This is a genomic window from Caproicibacter sp. (assembly GCF_046707225.1).
Lineage (GTDB): Bacteria > Bacillota > Clostridia > Oscillospirales > Acutalibacteraceae > Caproicibacter.
In genome coordinates, this window is the sequence record NZ_JBJKOP010000032.1 from 15,366 (window position 1) to 30,095 (window position 14,730).

At 54.7% G+C, this 14,730-nt stretch carries 18 protein-coding genes; all 18 read left to right on the plus strand.

Annotation, left to right across the window (positions count from 1 at the left end; translation table 11 throughout):
* Positions 1 to 5: 5 nt before the first annotated feature.
* The 18 genes from ACLQ3M_RS06190 to ACLQ3M_RS06275 all read left to right on the plus strand — a co-directional run bounded on the left by ACLQ3M_RS06190 (position 6) and on the right by ACLQ3M_RS06275 (position 14,708).
* The gene (locus tag ACLQ3M_RS06190) at positions 6 to 578 is read left to right on the plus strand and encodes a Pvc16 family protein (RefSeq protein WP_411676828.1); all 573 of its coding nucleotides are present in this window, start codon (positions 6 to 8) and stop codon (positions 576 to 578) included.
* Complete coding sequence (locus tag ACLQ3M_RS06195; protein WP_411676829.1) at positions 575 to 1,189, plus strand: hypothetical protein; 615 nt, start codon at positions 575 to 577, stop codon at positions 1,187 to 1,189. Before ACLQ3M_RS06190 ends, ACLQ3M_RS06195 begins: the two co-directional genes overlap by 4 nt.
* A gap of 1 nt (position 1,190) precedes the next feature.
* On the plus strand, positions 1,191 to 1,580 hold the full coding sequence (locus ACLQ3M_RS06200; protein ID WP_411676830.1) for a DUF4280 domain-containing protein: 390 nt from the start codon (positions 1,191 to 1,193) through the stop codon (positions 1,578 to 1,580).
* Positions 1,581 to 1,639: 59 nt separating this feature from the next.
* Entirely contained in the window at positions 1,640 to 3,169 is a 1,530-nt protein-coding gene (locus ACLQ3M_RS06205) for a phage tail sheath family protein (protein ID WP_411676831.1), read from the plus strand.
* Between the two features lie 14 nt (positions 3,170 to 3,183).
* The gene (locus ACLQ3M_RS06210) at positions 3,184 to 3,612 is read left to right on the plus strand and encodes a phage tail protein (protein ID WP_066643760.1); all 429 of its coding nucleotides are present in this window, start codon (positions 3,184 to 3,186) and stop codon (positions 3,610 to 3,612) included.
* A gap of 13 nt (positions 3,613 to 3,625) precedes the next feature.
* Entirely contained in the window at positions 3,626 to 3,994 is a 369-nt protein-coding gene (locus tag ACLQ3M_RS06215; protein ID WP_156989432.1) for a phage tail assembly protein, read from the plus strand.
* Positions 3,995 to 4,047: 53 nt separating this feature from the next.
* The gene (locus tag ACLQ3M_RS06220; protein ID WP_411677065.1) at positions 4,048 to 4,173 is read left to right on the plus strand and encodes a DUF6760 family protein; all 126 of its coding nucleotides are present in this window, start codon (positions 4,048 to 4,050) and stop codon (positions 4,171 to 4,173) included.
* Between the two features lie 17 nt (positions 4,174 to 4,190).
* Positions 4,191 to 4,631, plus strand: a complete 441-nt coding sequence (locus ACLQ3M_RS06225; RefSeq protein WP_411676832.1) for a phage tail protein — start codon at positions 4,191 to 4,193, stop codon at positions 4,629 to 4,631.
* Entirely contained in the window at positions 4,628 to 5,323 is a 696-nt protein-coding gene (locus tag ACLQ3M_RS06230; RefSeq protein WP_411676833.1) for a hypothetical protein, read from the plus strand. Before ACLQ3M_RS06225 ends, ACLQ3M_RS06230 begins: the two co-directional genes overlap by 4 nt.
* Positions 5,324 to 5,361: 38 nt before the next feature.
* Positions 5,362 to 6,021 carry a LysM peptidoglycan-binding domain-containing protein gene (locus ACLQ3M_RS06235; RefSeq protein ID WP_411676834.1) on the plus strand — a complete coding sequence of 220 codons (660 nt, stop codon included), beginning with the start codon at positions 5,362 to 5,364 and terminating at the stop codon, positions 6,019 to 6,021.
* Between the two features lie 4 nt (positions 6,022 to 6,025).
* Positions 6,026 to 7,123 (plus strand): phage late control D family protein, encoded by a 1,098-nt coding sequence (locus tag ACLQ3M_RS06240; RefSeq protein ID WP_411676835.1) that lies wholly within the window; start codon positions 6,026 to 6,028, stop codon positions 7,121 to 7,123.
* Between the two features lie 2 nt (positions 7,124 to 7,125).
* Positions 7,126 to 7,863 carry a phage baseplate assembly protein V gene (locus ACLQ3M_RS06245; protein ID WP_411676836.1) on the plus strand — a complete coding sequence of 246 codons (738 nt, stop codon included), beginning with the start codon at positions 7,126 to 7,128 and terminating at the stop codon, positions 7,861 to 7,863.
* A gap of 18 nt (positions 7,864 to 7,881) precedes the next feature.
* Positions 7,882 to 8,280: a GPW/gp25 family protein gene (locus ACLQ3M_RS06250; RefSeq protein WP_411676837.1), complete on the plus strand. Its 399-nt coding sequence runs from the start codon at positions 7,882 to 7,884 to the stop codon at positions 8,278 to 8,280.
* Positions 8,277 to 11,075: a baseplate J/gp47 family protein gene (locus ACLQ3M_RS06255; protein ID WP_411676838.1), complete on the plus strand. Its 2,799-nt coding sequence runs from the start codon at positions 8,277 to 8,279 to the stop codon at positions 11,073 to 11,075. The genes ACLQ3M_RS06250 and ACLQ3M_RS06255 overlap by 4 nt, the downstream gene beginning before the upstream one ends.
* A complete protein-coding gene (locus ACLQ3M_RS06260) occupies positions 11,072 to 11,854 on the plus strand; it encodes a hypothetical protein (RefSeq protein WP_411676839.1) in 783 nt (260 codons plus the stop codon). The genes ACLQ3M_RS06255 and ACLQ3M_RS06260 overlap by 4 nt, the downstream gene beginning before the upstream one ends.
* Positions 11,855 to 11,869: 15 nt before the next feature.
* Positions 11,870 to 12,481 (plus strand): hypothetical protein, encoded by a 612-nt coding sequence (locus ACLQ3M_RS06265; protein ID WP_411676840.1) that lies wholly within the window; start codon positions 11,870 to 11,872, stop codon positions 12,479 to 12,481.
* Between the two features lie 329 nt (positions 12,482 to 12,810).
* Positions 12,811 to 13,047, plus strand: coding sequence for a hypothetical protein (locus ACLQ3M_RS06270; RefSeq protein WP_411676841.1), 237 nt, complete (start codon positions 12,811 to 12,813; stop codon positions 13,045 to 13,047).
* 524 nt (positions 13,048 to 13,571) lie between these two features.
* Complete coding sequence (locus ACLQ3M_RS06275) at positions 13,572 to 14,708, plus strand: ROK family protein (RefSeq protein WP_411676842.1); 1,137 nt, start codon at positions 13,572 to 13,574, stop codon at positions 14,706 to 14,708.
* Positions 14,709 to 14,730: the final 22 nt, after the last annotated feature.

Genomic DNA, 14,730 nt, shown 5'->3' on the forward strand with positions numbered 1-14,730 from the left:
GCGATATGGCCGGATACGGCATTATTGCGGACATCAGCAAATATCTGCTGGACACCGTGCGAAATTCTGTCTGCCCGAATCTGATTCAAAGCCGGGAACAGGTATCGCTTGGGCCGCCGAATAACGAAAATCAGACGGCGCTGCTTTGCGTTTATCTGTACGGGATTCAGGACCATTACGATTATTTCCCGCGGGACGCGGCGTCTCTGATGCAGTCCTCGTCCCGGAAAACGGCAAAAGCACTTTCCCTTCAGTACATCCTGTTTTTCAGCCGACACGCACAGGTGCCGCTGGACGCTCTGACCGGGCACCGAGTGTTCGGCAGGCTGATCCAGCAATTCTCCGTCGGCCCGACGATCGATATTGCCGGGATCCACGCGGAAGCGGACAGCGGTGACCTTCCCGTGGAGATAGCGTTTTCCAAGTTTGACGATCACCGGCGTCAGGAGCTTTGGAACAGCCTTTCCGAGCCGCTCCGCCCCGCGATTTATCTGGAAATCGGTCCGGTCCTTCTTTCGGGAGAATTGGAAAGCCTGAATCGCGTCGGTGAGTTCAGCGGGAAAGTGGGTGAAATATGAAGCTTCACTTCTCTTTTGCATTGGTGCTGCACCGTCCGTTTGATTCCGCCCCTCCGGAATCAGAGCCGGAATTTCGGATGGACGGGCGCGTCCTGAATCCGTTTCCGAAACCGGGCGGAATTTATGTTTTCGTCAATCAGCCTCCCGGCCCGGTTTCCGTTCTATGCCCCGGCTACCGGACTGTCGTTGCGGACATCTGTTCCGGACAGATCAAGCATATCTGCCTTGATCCGACCGGACGGTATGATCCTCCGCCGGGATGGCAATTAAGAACTGTGAAAACCGTTCCCGGCCACACCTGTTGGATTCGTGACTCATCTTGCGAAATACGGTTACTTACATATGAACGGGAAAAGCAAACGGCGCGTTTATATGCCCGCCCCGGATTTGTCGGGGGAAGCCTTCTCTTTTCCCGTGATAACGTGAGGGAGCAGGCCTTCATCTTGGAAAAACAGCCGCCCAACCTTTATTTTCTCAGTAATCTGAAGGAGGATTATGCCGGCGGGAAAGCCTGCAGAATTTATCCCGGAAAGGCCGACGACAGCGGGGACTGCCGCCTGATTATTCCACAGAGCTTGGAGTTTTCCGATGCGTTGGTAGAGGAGGGGTAAGATGGGGTTTGGGGTTGTGAACGGCGCGCTGCTGCAGTGCGCTTTCGGCATGACGCCGTCCGTACTGACGGTTTTGCCGGAAAGCCGCGTCTTCTGCGGCGGCATGCCCGCGGCAAATATCATGGACTATCAGCCTTTCGTCAACATTTGTCCGTTCGGGATGTGCACCTGCCCCGCTAACCCGGCGGTGGCCGCGGCGACGGCAGCGGCTTTGGGGGTTCCCACTCCGGCGCCCTGCATGCCGGTCCTGCTTTCCCCGTGGATGCCCGGGAATCCCGCTCTTTTGATCGGGGGGATGTATCCGGCGCTGACCCAGGAAAGCAAACTGATTTGTTCCTACGGTGGAATCATCACCATCAACACGGCGGGTCAATTTTCCGCTGAATATTAATTTCAAAAATTGAAAGGAGAGAGCTTTGCGGGAAGTGACCCCGTTAAAGACAAAAAGCAATGGCTGAATATTTATCACCGGGAGTCTATGTGGAAGAATTCGATTCGGGAATCAAACCGATGGATGGGGTCAGCACCAGCACGGCGGGCTTTGTGGGCATGACCGCCAGGGGGCCGCTGACCGGCGTCCCGCAGTTTGTGGGAAGCTTCGCGGAATTCCAGCGCGTTTTCGGCGGATACCTGCCGAAAGAAATCTATGGGCAGCGCCGCTTTTTGCCTATGGCGGTGGAGCAGTTCTTCGCAAACGGCGGTTCGCGGTGCTTTGTGATGCGCCTGCTGGACGGAAGCGGCGCGCAGGCTTCCGCGGCCGATCTCGGCGCTCTGAAAATTACCGCTTCAAGCGTCGGGGCCTGGGGCGATTCCATCCGGGCGGCCTGCAAGAAAAGCCCCGTGAACGACAAACTCTGCAATCTGCTCGTATCAAGCCCCGAGTTTGAAGAATCCTACGAAAATGTCTCCCTGGACCCGAAATCGGACGGGTATCTCGTCCGGCTGCTGGAAAAATCGCTTCTCGTTCGGGCGGAGTACACCCCGGCGGAAGAGGTGCCCGATCTGTATTCTCTCTTTCCGGGCAGTGAAGAGGACAAGAAAAACGGGAATTGGGCGACCGTGGCATTAACCGGCGGGTGCGACTGCGCAGAGGGAGAAAATCCCGCGGAAAAAATCAATGCGGCTGTTTTGAAGGGGACGGACGGCGGCCCGAACCGCCGCAGCGGACTCTGTGCCATGAAAGATGTTACGGAGGTCAGCATTGTGGTCTGTCCGGGAGTGACCGACCCGGCGGAGGTACAGGAGATTGTGACGCACTGCGCGGAAATGGAAAACCGCGTCTGCATTCTGGATATGCCGTCCGGCATGAATCAAGTGACCGACCTGCAGCAGTACCGCGCACAGTTTGACAGTTCCTTTGCAGCGATGTACCACCCATGGGTTCAGGTTTTTGAAACGCTGGAAAAGAAGTCGGTCTATATGCCGCCCTCCGGGACCATGGCGGGTGTTTACGCGCGCACCGATACGGAACGTGGGGTTCACAAGGCACCCGCCAACGAGGTCCTTCGGAACTGCACCGGGCTGGAAACAGTATTCGGAAAACCGGAGCAGGACATGCTGAATCCGGTCGGGGTCAACCTGATCAGGAATATTCAGGGCCTTGGCATCCGTGTATGGGGTGCTCGGACCTGCTCCAGCGATCCAAGCTGGAAATACGTCAGCGTGCGCAGACTGTTTATCTATATTGAGGAGACGATACGCCGGAATACGGGCTGGGCCGTGTTTGAACCGAACGATCAGCTCCTTTGGACTAAAGTGCGGGGCAGCATCGCCTCCTTCCTCGGCACACTCTGGCGAAACGGCGCGCTGATGGGGGCGACGGAAGCGGAGGCTTACTTCGTCAATATCGGAAAAGGCAGCACCATGACGCAGGACGATATCCTGAACGGCAGGCTGGTCTGTGTGATCGGCGTGGCGCCTGTGCGCCCGGCTGAATTTGTCATCTTCCGAATCACTCAGATTATGGAACAGAATGGTTAAAGGGGGAATGAAGAATGGCGTATCCGTTTAAAAAGTATAACTACGCCGTGCTGATCGACGGCTTTAAGCAGGCCGGGTTTTCCGAAGTCAGCGCCGCGGATGTCGAGGTACAGCATATCGAGTACCGGGAGGGAAACCAGAAAACCATGTCGTTGCAGATGATTCCCGGTATGGTGAAGTACTCCAATGTAACACTGAAATGGGGCTCTTCGGACAGCAAGGAATTTTCCGACTGGATCGCAAAGACAGCGGGCGGCGACGTAACGCAGAAAAAGGTTACCATACAGCTGATGGACGAAAAGAACTCCACGGTTAAAGCGGAGTGGACGCTTGAGAACGCCTGGCCGACCAAATACACGGCGCCGGATTTCAAGGCGTCGCAAAATGAAAACGCGTACGAAAGCGTTGAGCTCTGCCATGAAGGGCTGAGTCGCACAAAGTAAGGAGTGACCGAATATGTCTCTGATGACGGAATACGAATTTACGCTGCCGGACGGATATGTGGACGAGTCCGGAACCCTTCACCGGGACGGCGTGATGCGCCTTGCCACGGCGGCGGACGAAATTCTGCCCATGAAGGATTACCGCGTGCAGCAGAACCCGTCTTACCTGACCATTCTGATCCTCAGCAGGGTTATTGTCCGGCTGGGTACCCTGAAGGAGGTCGGCACCGACGTGGTGGAGCGCCTTTTCGCGCGGGACCTAGCCTTCCTGAACGATATGTATCAGCGCCTGAACGGGCTGGAAGACCGGACGGTTTCCGCGGTATGCCCGCAGTGCGGAGAAAAGTTTGAGATACCGCTAAATTTTACACGGGAGGAATAAGCGTTTACCCGGAACGGGAGCTATACCGGGAGATTACGTTTATCGCCTACTACCTGCACTGGACGGCCGACGAAATTCTGGCTCTGCCCCACGAGGAACGGCGCCGCTTCTGCCGTGAGGTCTCCGACCTTCACGACAGTATGGCGGGACGCCCGAAAAATCCTTTTGAAGTCAACTGAATGGAGTGGGGGAAACGATGGGAAAAACATTGACCGACCGACTTTTACTCGGCTTTAATTTTATCGTAGACACGGAATCGGGAATTTTTCGCGCGTCCAAAGTCAGCAGCATTGAGCAATCGCTCAATCTGGAGGCTATTCCGGAAGGCGGCGTGAACGGCTATGCCCACGCGCTGATTCGGCCTCAAAGCGAACTGAAAAAGCTGATTTTTGAAAGGGGCTGCTGCGAAGAATACCTGGACCGAAAAATGAGCCGCCTGCTTGGGGTAAGGCAGCAGCAGCCCATGACCATCTGTATCTACGACCGCTCTCAGACCAATATTCTCAAGACATACCGTGTGAACGGCTGGATGGTCAGCAAATGGAAGGTTTCCGACCTTGACGCGGCCGGCGGCGGCATCCTTCTGGAAACGGTCGAAGTGGTCTATGATACGCTCACGTGTGAGGATTCTGAATGAAACAGAATATTCTGGTGATCAAGTCGGGCGCGATTGCCCTGCGGAAGCCGCTGATTCAGCCGCTTTTCTGCCGCGTGGGAAAAAATTTCAGCGGAGCCCGTATGTCCTTGCTGAATCCCGCGCGGGGGCCCGAATCCCATATCCAAAGAGTTACAACCAATATTACGAATAACCTGAAAACCGTCAATCATATTTCCGTCAGGGTAATGATCCGGCAAAATGCCCGGATGAAAGAAAACCGGGCGGGCGCAGTTTGGGGCAGCGTCGGTGCCGCGGCCCAAGCGATCATCGACGGCGCTTTGCAGCGAGAAATCGACCGGGAGCTCACGCTGATGGAACGCGGGGAAAACATCGGTTCCAACCAGAGGCGGCTGAATCGGATGAGGGCATATCTGAATGCGAAGCCGTACCATGTGGTCCGGAACTTTTACGCCGTTCACATGCACAATCCGACCCATGCGGAATCGGCTTCGGCAACTGCGGGGGAACCGTTTTATACGGATATCGTCCGGGAAAAATCCGTTCGGGATACCCGCTCGGTCAGTGAGATCCATCTGAACGCGGAAAGCGCTGCGCAGCCGCAGCCGGACGGCTGCCGGGGTGTGGACGCGAAAAAAATTGCCGGGCAGATTCTGGAGCAGGTGGAAAAGCGTATGCGGCTGGATCAGGAACGAAGGGGCATTTGGCCCTAGATCGGAAAAATGGAATTTAGGACAAAGGGGGCGCTGCCGTGGAGAAGGCCGTTATCGCGGCGTATAATCTGACGAGCAGAAAAGTTCAAGGCGATTTCCAAAGCGTGCAATTCAACCCAAATACTTATTCCGTTTCGCGGACAAATACGTTTCAGAAGAACTCAAGTCTAACTTACGGGCGGATGGCCGACGACGCGTTCCTGAAAAGCGAGCCTGCGACTCTGTCGGTCGAGCTGTTGTTTGACACGTTCGTATATGAAGCGGCGGAATCTTCCCAGAAAGACGTTCGCGACCAATACCGGCTTCTGCGCGGTTTTACAAAGATTGAACCCGATTTGCATTCGCCCCCACACGTTCGTTTCTCATGGGGGAAGGTTTCCTTTGTCGGCGACATTTTGTCCATACAGGAAACATTTACCATGTTCGCCGGAAACGGGATTCCGGTTCGTGCAAAGGTGGCGCTGAGCATTCAGGGCTGCTACGATGAAGATCTCGCCGTCAGTTCCAACAACTCTCCGGACAGGACGCGGGAAAAAGTTGTCTGTCAGGGCGACACCTTGTGGTCGCTTGCACAGCAGGCCTACGGTTCGCCGGAGCTGTGGAGGACCATTGCAAAGGCCAACGGCATCGAGAATCCGAGAAAGCTTTCCCCCGCCGTTACCCTGACCGTCCCCGCCCTCCCCGGCGGAAAGGAATAAATCCATGGCGCAGTATACATACGAACAGCTGGAAGCCAAATACAACGGCTGGCGGGCCCCGACCGCTAAGGCTTCCATAAACGGGAGTCCGCTTCCCGCCGCAGCCTGGCGGATCGAATCGGTGGAGTGCGTCACGGGGACCGAGCTTTCCGCCGGAATCTGTTCCGTGACGCTCGGCGGAGTTTACGACCGCAAAAATTCACGGTTCCTGTGCGAAGACGAGTGGCCCCTCGGCTCCATCGTGGAAGTGGAACTCGGCTACATTGTAACCGAATCGGTTTTCAAGGGTTACCTTTACCGCCTGGAATACGAGCTTGGAGAAGAAGACCCGCCGCGGATGATCCTGCTGTGTATGGACGTCAAAGGGGCCATGATGGGAAACGGCCGACTTGGTTTGACGGGGGGGCTGACCTATCGGCAGGCGATCCGGAGCTTTTTTTCAGGAGAAAACGCCCGCGGCTACAATGTGCTCTGCGATCCCCCGGAAACGGACGGCCTTCCGGAACTGGACAATCCTATCCCGTTTTCTCCGGCGCAGACGGACGATTACCGCTTTCTGTGCGGCACGGCCCAAAGGTTCGGTCTGGAGTTCTTCGTCTGCAAGGGAAAGCTGCTTTTGCGAAAAAAGCCCGACTCCGCCCCGGTTCTTCTGGAGCTTTCTTCCGACCGGGGGATCAAACGGTTCCACGCCGCCCTGAGTTCCGCCGGATATATCAAATCGGTTACGGTACGGGGCGGCTCCGACGACGAAAGGGACGGCGAGAAAAAACGGGCGCTGGGCAAGGCGGAGAACACGCAGTCGATTGCTGCGGAGAGCAGCGACGCCGGCCGCTTGATCGGGCAGCGCTCCGCGGAGTTTTTTTCCTCTGCCGGCGATGACAAAGCGGCGCAGGAACTGGCCGAGGCGCAAATGAGGCGAAGGCGTGAAATGGCAAGCGAAATATCCGTCCGTTTGACCGGCCTGCCCGAACTTCTGCCGGGCTTTTCCGTCGGTCTGACCCGGTTCAGCCCAAAGCTGGACGGGAACCTGTATCTGACCTCGGTGATTCATCGCATGGACGAAACGCAGTTCACGACAACGATTACGGGAAGGATGGAATAAAAATGGACCCGTTTGCTCCGGAAAGCGAAAAAATTTACGAATTTTTGCCGGCGACCGTTTTGGCGAACAATGACGAAGAACATAAGGGGCTGCTCAAGGTGGAACTCATTTGCGAGGGAACCGACAGGGCCGTACTGGACGGGGTTAAAGTCGTCGTCCCGTTTTCGGGCGACGCTTACGGGATCTACGCGCTGCCGGAAATCGGCGAACAGGTGGTGGTCGGCTTTCTGAACGGTTCCTTCGACAGGCCTTTCGTGCTGGGAAGCCTCTGCACGGTAAAGGACCGCATGCTTTCAGATTCGTATCACGAAACCAACGCGTACAAGCGGATCGTAACCGCCGGAGGAAACTTAATTGAAATCTCCGACGAAAAGGGCGAAGAGAGCATTTCGGTAAAAACGCCGAAAAAAATCTCGATGATTTTTTCGGAGAAGGACGGAACCGCCGCAATTTCAGCGGGTGAAAATCAGGTAAAAATCAGCGACGCGGACGGTACGGCGGAAATCAGTGCAAAAGAAAAGATCTTACTGAAAACCGGCGGTTCGTCCGTGACGATGGATTCGGATGGAGGAATTACCGTAAACGGCGAGAATCTGCAGTGGAAGGCAAGCGCCATTTCGGCCAAAAGCAGCGGGGAACTGACGGTTCAGGGGACGAAAACGTCGCTTTCCGGTTCCATGGTGGAAATCAGTTCGCAGGGAATTATGACCATCAAGGGCAGCATAACCAAGATCAATTAATCGGTGAAAGGCATTTCTATGGAGAATGGATTTTTAGGCAGAGGCTTCCCGTTTCCGCTTCGAATAGCCGACGGGGAAATCGAGCCGGAAAATGGGGAAGCAAAGATCAGGCAGGCAATCTATGTGATCCTGATGACGCGTCAGGAGGAGCGGCCGATGCTACCGGAATTCGGAAGCCGCCTGTGGGATTATGTGTTCGATCTGCCCGGCGAAACCTGCCGCCATCTACTTTGCAGCGAGATCGTCCAGGCAGTCTGCCGCTGGGAGCATCGGGTGGATCATGTGAGCGCGGCTGTCGACGATTCTGAGCTTTCGAGGGGAAAGGTTATTCTCACGGTTTCCTATACCGTACGCGCCACCAACCGTCCGGACAATCTCGTTTTTCCATTTTATCTGGAAGAGGGGGGCGGAAGATGAAAGAAAAGGGGGAAATGCCTCTTATCGTTTCAGAATCGCGTGAAGAGCTTTTGGCCGAAGTAAAAAAATCCGCCTGGGATTTGGGGATCACGTTTTCCGACCCAAAGGGTTTCGCCGATACGCTTTTTACGCTTTACTCTTATTTCTGGCTGGAAACTGCGGAACGGCTGAACCGCACCCCGCGAAAGCACCGCATCGCCTTCCTGAATTGTCTTCAGACCGCTCATTTCCCCGCGCAGGTGGCCAATACTTTTGTCGTTTTTCAGGTGGTGAAAGGATATGGCTGCCCAGTCAAAATTCCGGAAGGGACCGTGCTGTCCGCTGTGCCCGAGGACGGCGGGGAACCGATAGGATTCCGAACCAAATGGGATTTCTGGGCTGTGCCGTCGTCGATCCGGGATATTCTTTGGGCCGATTATGATGCTGACGCAGTCTGCCGCGTGTATTCGGACGAAAGCGCCCCGTCGCCCGAAGCGTTCGAGCCATGGTGCGGGGTAAAACCGGACGGGCGCCACCGGTTCGACATGGCCTTTCGCAACGTATTGGGTGGCGAAGGGGAAAATCTGGACGTCACTCTTTCTATGAATGTCCGCCTGCAGGATACACCTTTGCCCGCCGGGGCGCTCGCCGACCCTGCGCGGTTCCGCTGGAGCCTGACGGACTGGTCCCCTGAGCAGGAGGATTCCGCTCCGGAGAAATTCGTGCGCGTGACGCCGAAAGAAAACGGCGGGCTGGCCCTTTCCGCGGATGGGTTCCGCAGCAAAGAGCCGCTGGCCTGCTTAAGTCTGGAGCTGCTGGACGGTTCCGCCCGCGATTTGTCCTTTGAACAGATCGAGATATGCGCGGAAAAGAGCGGACTGAGTCCGGACGCCGTGGCAATGGGAGACTGTGAATTGGACGGGAACCGGTTTTATCCGTTTCGGCCGATTCTTCATCCGTTCGAAGAATGCGGTGTGTTCTGCGGCGAGGCGCTTTCCAAACACGGCGCGGAAATCACCCTGAGTTTCCGGCTGTCCGTTGAAACGACGGAGGAGTTCCCGCCGCAGAGGAAAGAAGCGGTCAACTATAAATGGATTATGCGTAAGCCCTTACCGAAGCCGAAAGAAGAAGTTCAGGAAGCTTTCGCGTCCTCGGTAAAATGGGAATACTGGAACGGAAAAGCCTTCCGTACCATATCCGGAAAATGCGGGGCGGCGGACGACTTTTCAAAAGACGGGGAGCTGCGGCTCGTTTTCGACTGCCCGGATGATATCAGCTTGGGGGAGTATGGAGGCAGGAAGGGATATTTCCTGCGCCTGAGCTGCGGGGAATGCAGGGAGCTGTATCGGCTGCCGCGCCGCGTCCATACGCCGTGTATTCAAAATGCGCGGTTTTCCTATCGCTTTTTAAGCCCGCGGTGTCCGGAACGTTTTCGCACCGTTAATTTCGGTGACCGGGCCGAGCTGCCCGCGGATTTTCCGGTTCGGCCTTTTGCCGCGCCGCCCTGCCGGTCGAAATCCCTGTTCCTTGGATTGGACTGGCTTTCCGGCAATCTTCGTGTTCAGATGTTCGCCGCATTGGACGAGCCGCAGGAGGCGGACGAAAAGCTGACAATGGAAATCCTCGGCGAAACCGGATGGGTCAAAATGGCCGTCGACGACGAAACGGGCGGACTGCGGCGCAGCGGGCTGGTCTCTTTCCTTACTCCTTCATCGGTTCAAAAGAAATCCCTGTTCGGCACGGAGAGATATTGGATTCGGATTACCCCTCCGGAACATTCCGAAGGCCTGAAAATCAAAGGGTTTTATCTGAACGCGCAGCGGGTAGAAAACAGGGTCCGGCACCGCAAAGGAGTGTCTCTGCTAAACTTACCGAAAAGCGGAGTGCTTCAGCTTTCCCATGGGAATCTGGTCAAGGAGTGGGTTTTCGTCAAATCAGCCGACGGCGCAAAGTGGGAGCCTTGGAAGGAGTTTTTACCGGGAGACGAATTCCGATGGGGCTTCTATAAAATCAACCGTAGCAGCGGCAGAATCTATTTTCCTTCCCAAATATTTTACCGTGCTTTAAAACCGGATGACGTGATCTATATCGTTTACGACACCGGAGACGGAAAACGGGCCAATGTCGTGGCCGGCGCGATCAGTAAAATGAGCAGGGAAATCCCCTGCATTGCGTCCGTGCGGAACCCGTTCCCGGTGCTGGACGGTTACGACAGCGAAACGGATGAAGATCTGGCGTCCCGCGCTGAAAATCTGCTTTATACTCACGGCCATGCGGTTACGGAGAAGGATTACGAGCTTATGGCCCTCGACCTCTGCCCTGAAATTTACCGGGCGCGCTGTGTCGGCGGTACGCCTGTCCGGCTGGCGGTGCTGATGAATGTCCCGGACAGCCGGGTCGTCTTTCCGAGAATTTGCCGCACGCTGCTGCCTTTTTTCAGAAACTGCGGAGCTGCGCGGACGGCCGGGACGCAAATTGAAATACTGCGGGCCGTCCCGGTTCCGATCGAGTGCGGTATGAGCGTTTGCGGAAAGGATCAGCCGATCGGCGAAGAAATCGAAAAACTGAAAGAAAAGCTGACCGCCTTTTTTAATCCAATCAGCGGCGGCCCGCGCGGCGACGGCTGGGAAATTGGACGGCTTCCGACCTTCGACCAGATCCTGTCGTTTCTGGGGGCGGGGTTCCCGAGACTGTTGATTTCGGACCTGTCGGCGACCGTTTTGAAAAACGGCCGTTCCATCGATCTTCAGAAAATCATGCCGGGTCCGTTTGACGTTCCCGGCCCTGTCACAGTAAAGGTGGAGATTTCAGCATGATGGAACTTCCTGTTTTGGACGATAAAAAATTCCGCAGCCTTTTTGAGGAGGCTGTTGCCCGGATTCCCCTCCTGACGGACAAGTGGACGGATTTCAATCCGCAGGACACGGGAATCATGCTATTGGAGCTGCTGGCCTCGATGACGGAAATGCAGATCTATTACCTTGATCAGACCGGAGACCGCTTTCTGAACGCCTACTTTGATCTTGTCACTCCGGACTCCAAAGGGAAACCAGTCCCGCAGCGCAACATGGAATTCATGCGGGAATTCCAGCAGGTAAAAAGCGCGGTAACCTTCCGGGATTATGAAAGCTTGGCTTTGAATTCTTCTCCGCGGCCCGAAAAGGCACGCGCGGAGCGGATCGGCGGGATGCTGCGCCTGACCGTCTTTCGGAAAGGACGGCTGACATCGGAAGAACTCGGCCGGATCGATCGGGAAATTAAGCCGCACTGCCTTCTGACAACGCGTCTGGAAGTCCGGCAGGCACTGGTGGCACCCTTAATCGTTTCCTGCAGGGCTCGGTTTGACGCTGCGACGGGACGTTCGCAAGCCTGCCGGGAAAAAATAATAGGCATTTTCACCGGCGTCGCCGATCGAAAAAAGATCGGCGAACGCCCGGACATTGGCGAAATTCGCATGGAAATCCTGTCCATCCCGGCGGTCAGGCAAATTGAACGCCTGTCGATTCAATACAAAGGAACGGATCTGGATAAAATCAGGGAAACAAAGGATCTTTGTTTTGAGGTCGAATCGATTCATCTTGAGCTTTTCACTTAACGGAGGACAATCGGAATGTGCAAGACAGAAGAACGTCCTTTTTTTGATCATCTGCCGGATCTTTACAAGAGCGATCCGCTGCTGGATCGCATGACGGCTGTTTTTGAAAAACCTTATCTTGAACTGGAAGGAATCATTGACCGCCTTCCGGAAATGCTTTACGACCCGGAACAAACCCCGGAGCCCTTTTTGAATTTTGTGGGAGAACTCGTCGGGTTGCGAAATGTACACGGTCAGTTTACTCCGAAACAGATGCGGGAACTGATTCCAATTGCGTGTTGGCTTCAGGGTTGGAAAGGAACTCGTCTAGCCATGGAAAAGCTTTTAGACGTTTATTTAGAGAGTATTTGCGGGCATTCCGTATCCTTCCGGATTGTCGAATATGAAAACTGGAACGGCGAAGATCATTCCAAAAAGGTTTTGGCTCGTTATTCCGGCCTGTACGGCGGCGAGCATGACGTAACCGTACTGTTTTTGCCCGAACCGGCTTTGCAGTCCGCGGAAGAACAAAGCCGCCTGATGATGGTCCTGAAAAACTATACCCCTGTCTCAGCCCGTTTAAACGTGGTATTTATCCAATTACAAATAGTACTGGACGATTCTTATCTCGGATACAATGTTCTTTAAAATCACATCGATGCCTGCCCGATTGCTATATTCCCTTTATGTGGTCATCTTTTCCGAATTTCCCGGTCAAGGGGACACGGAAAGAAACCGTCGTTCCGCCGCTGCTTTCCATATGCAGGCCCTCGCCGTAACAGCTCACCAGTCGTTTGGGGATATTGATCAGGCCTGCGCCCTGCCGATTGTCGCTCCTCCCCACAGGGAGGCAATCCGTTCCGGACCGATGCCCACGCTGTCGTCGGTCACTTCAAAGCGCACCCGGTTTTCCTCTGCGCGAATCACAAGGCGCACCGTCCCGCTATGAGGAGAGCACGGGAACCTTTTTTACCGATATGAACGCGACCGTGGAAAACGGCTTTCTTGTATTCCAAACCACCCATTTCAGCGATTACGTCGTCGCGGGCACGGGCGACTCGGTCACGCTGGACACGAAGAACTATCAGATGCCCATCGGCGGAAGCTATCAAATCGGCGTCAAGCTGACCGGTACGAAAGCCGCGGCGGTAAAATTACACTCGACAAACGATAAAGTCACAACCGTTGTAAAGCTGAAAAACGGCAATTATTAAGTCACCGGAAACGGCCTTGGCACGGCATATATCATGTTCGACGTGTACGACAATAAAAACCATCTGCTGACCCATGCGTCCGTAAGGGTGGATGTGAAAACAGGCATCCGGCCGAGGGGCGATTCCACCAGGCAGATCGGCGTGTTTTAGCACAACCCCTTTTTTTCGAGTTGGCAGATAGATCGGCGGGCTAATTCAACACAATTTGGATCTATAAATCCGGCCGCATTGCAGGAAGAGCGGATCATCTCGCTTCTTCCTGTGATGCGGCCTTTTTTCTGCGCTCCAAAACCCAAGCCGCAGAGAAACGGCCGTCCGTTACGAGTCAGGCTCCGGAAAATTCAGGAGCGGCCGGAGCCGATCTGCAACGCGAATAGGTCTCCGCGAACGTTTCCCGGCATCTGTGAGTGGAGGCCGCTGACTGCTTCATTCGAGACAGGGATTGCAAACGGGAAAGAAATTTATTATAATTGTTGTAATATATAAAATACTTTTGCAAAAGTGACTAAATATGGAGAATAGTTATGAAGGAATTAGAAGTACCCGTAACTGAAAGGCGCAGGCTGACGAGAAACAGTATCTACAATTTCATTTATGAATCCGAGTCCCCTCCGTCAAAGCATGAAATCTCGCAAAAACTGGGGCTGAGTTTGCCGACCGTGCATCAGAATATCACGGAACTGTTAAACGCCGGACTCATTCAGGTGGGAAAGGTGCAGAAATCGACGGGCGGCAGGCGGGCAATCGGTTATTCCATCGTCAGCGACATCAAATTCGCGGTGGGGATCTCCATTACAGCGGATAAAGTACATTTTCTGGCCTCCGATCTGAAGCAAAGCGAACTTGCCTATAAAAAAATTGAGATCGGTTCTCTGAAAAGGGATGAAATCGGAACGCAGGTCGCAAGGGATCTGGAGACCTTTCTGAACGAGAACAGGCTGGACCGCAGCCGGATGCTGGGCGTAGGCATTACGCTTCCGGCTGTTTTGGACGAAGAAAAGGACGAGGTTAAGTTGTCGCCCACCATGCAGATGCGGAATATTAGCCTGAGCACCATCCGGAGGCCGATCCCGTACACCACCTATATTGAAAATGACGGGACCAGCGGCGGATTTGCGGAGTGGTTCGGGTCGCGGAACACGCTGAGCAACAATATTGCTTACCTTTATTTGGAGAACGGGGTCGGCGGTGCGGTGTTAATCAACGGAGCACAGTATTACGGAAAAAACAAAAGAAGCGGCGAATTCGGCCACATGTGTGTGGAGCCGGGCGGGCTGCTGTGCAGCTGCGGGAAACGGGGATGCCTGGAAGCCTACTGTTCCACCCTTCGCATCAGCACAAAAATAGGCGTTTCGGTTGAGGAGTTTTTCGACGGGCTCAAACAGGGCAACCGGGAATATAGGCTCCTTTGGGAAGATCTTTTGGAGCATCTGGCAATCGGGATCAACAATATTCATATGGTGCTGGATTGTGACGTCGTACTGGGCGGCTTCCTTTCCCAGTACCTGGAACCCTACCTGCCGGAACTGAAACGCATGGTGGAGCAAAAGGATACCTTTGAGGAGGGTTCGGAGTACTTACGACTTGGCCGGTACCCGCGAAAAGCAAATATGATGGGCGTTGCATGGTGCTATATCAAGAAATACATCGAAAGTGTTTGATTTGTATTTGTTCCTAAATCAG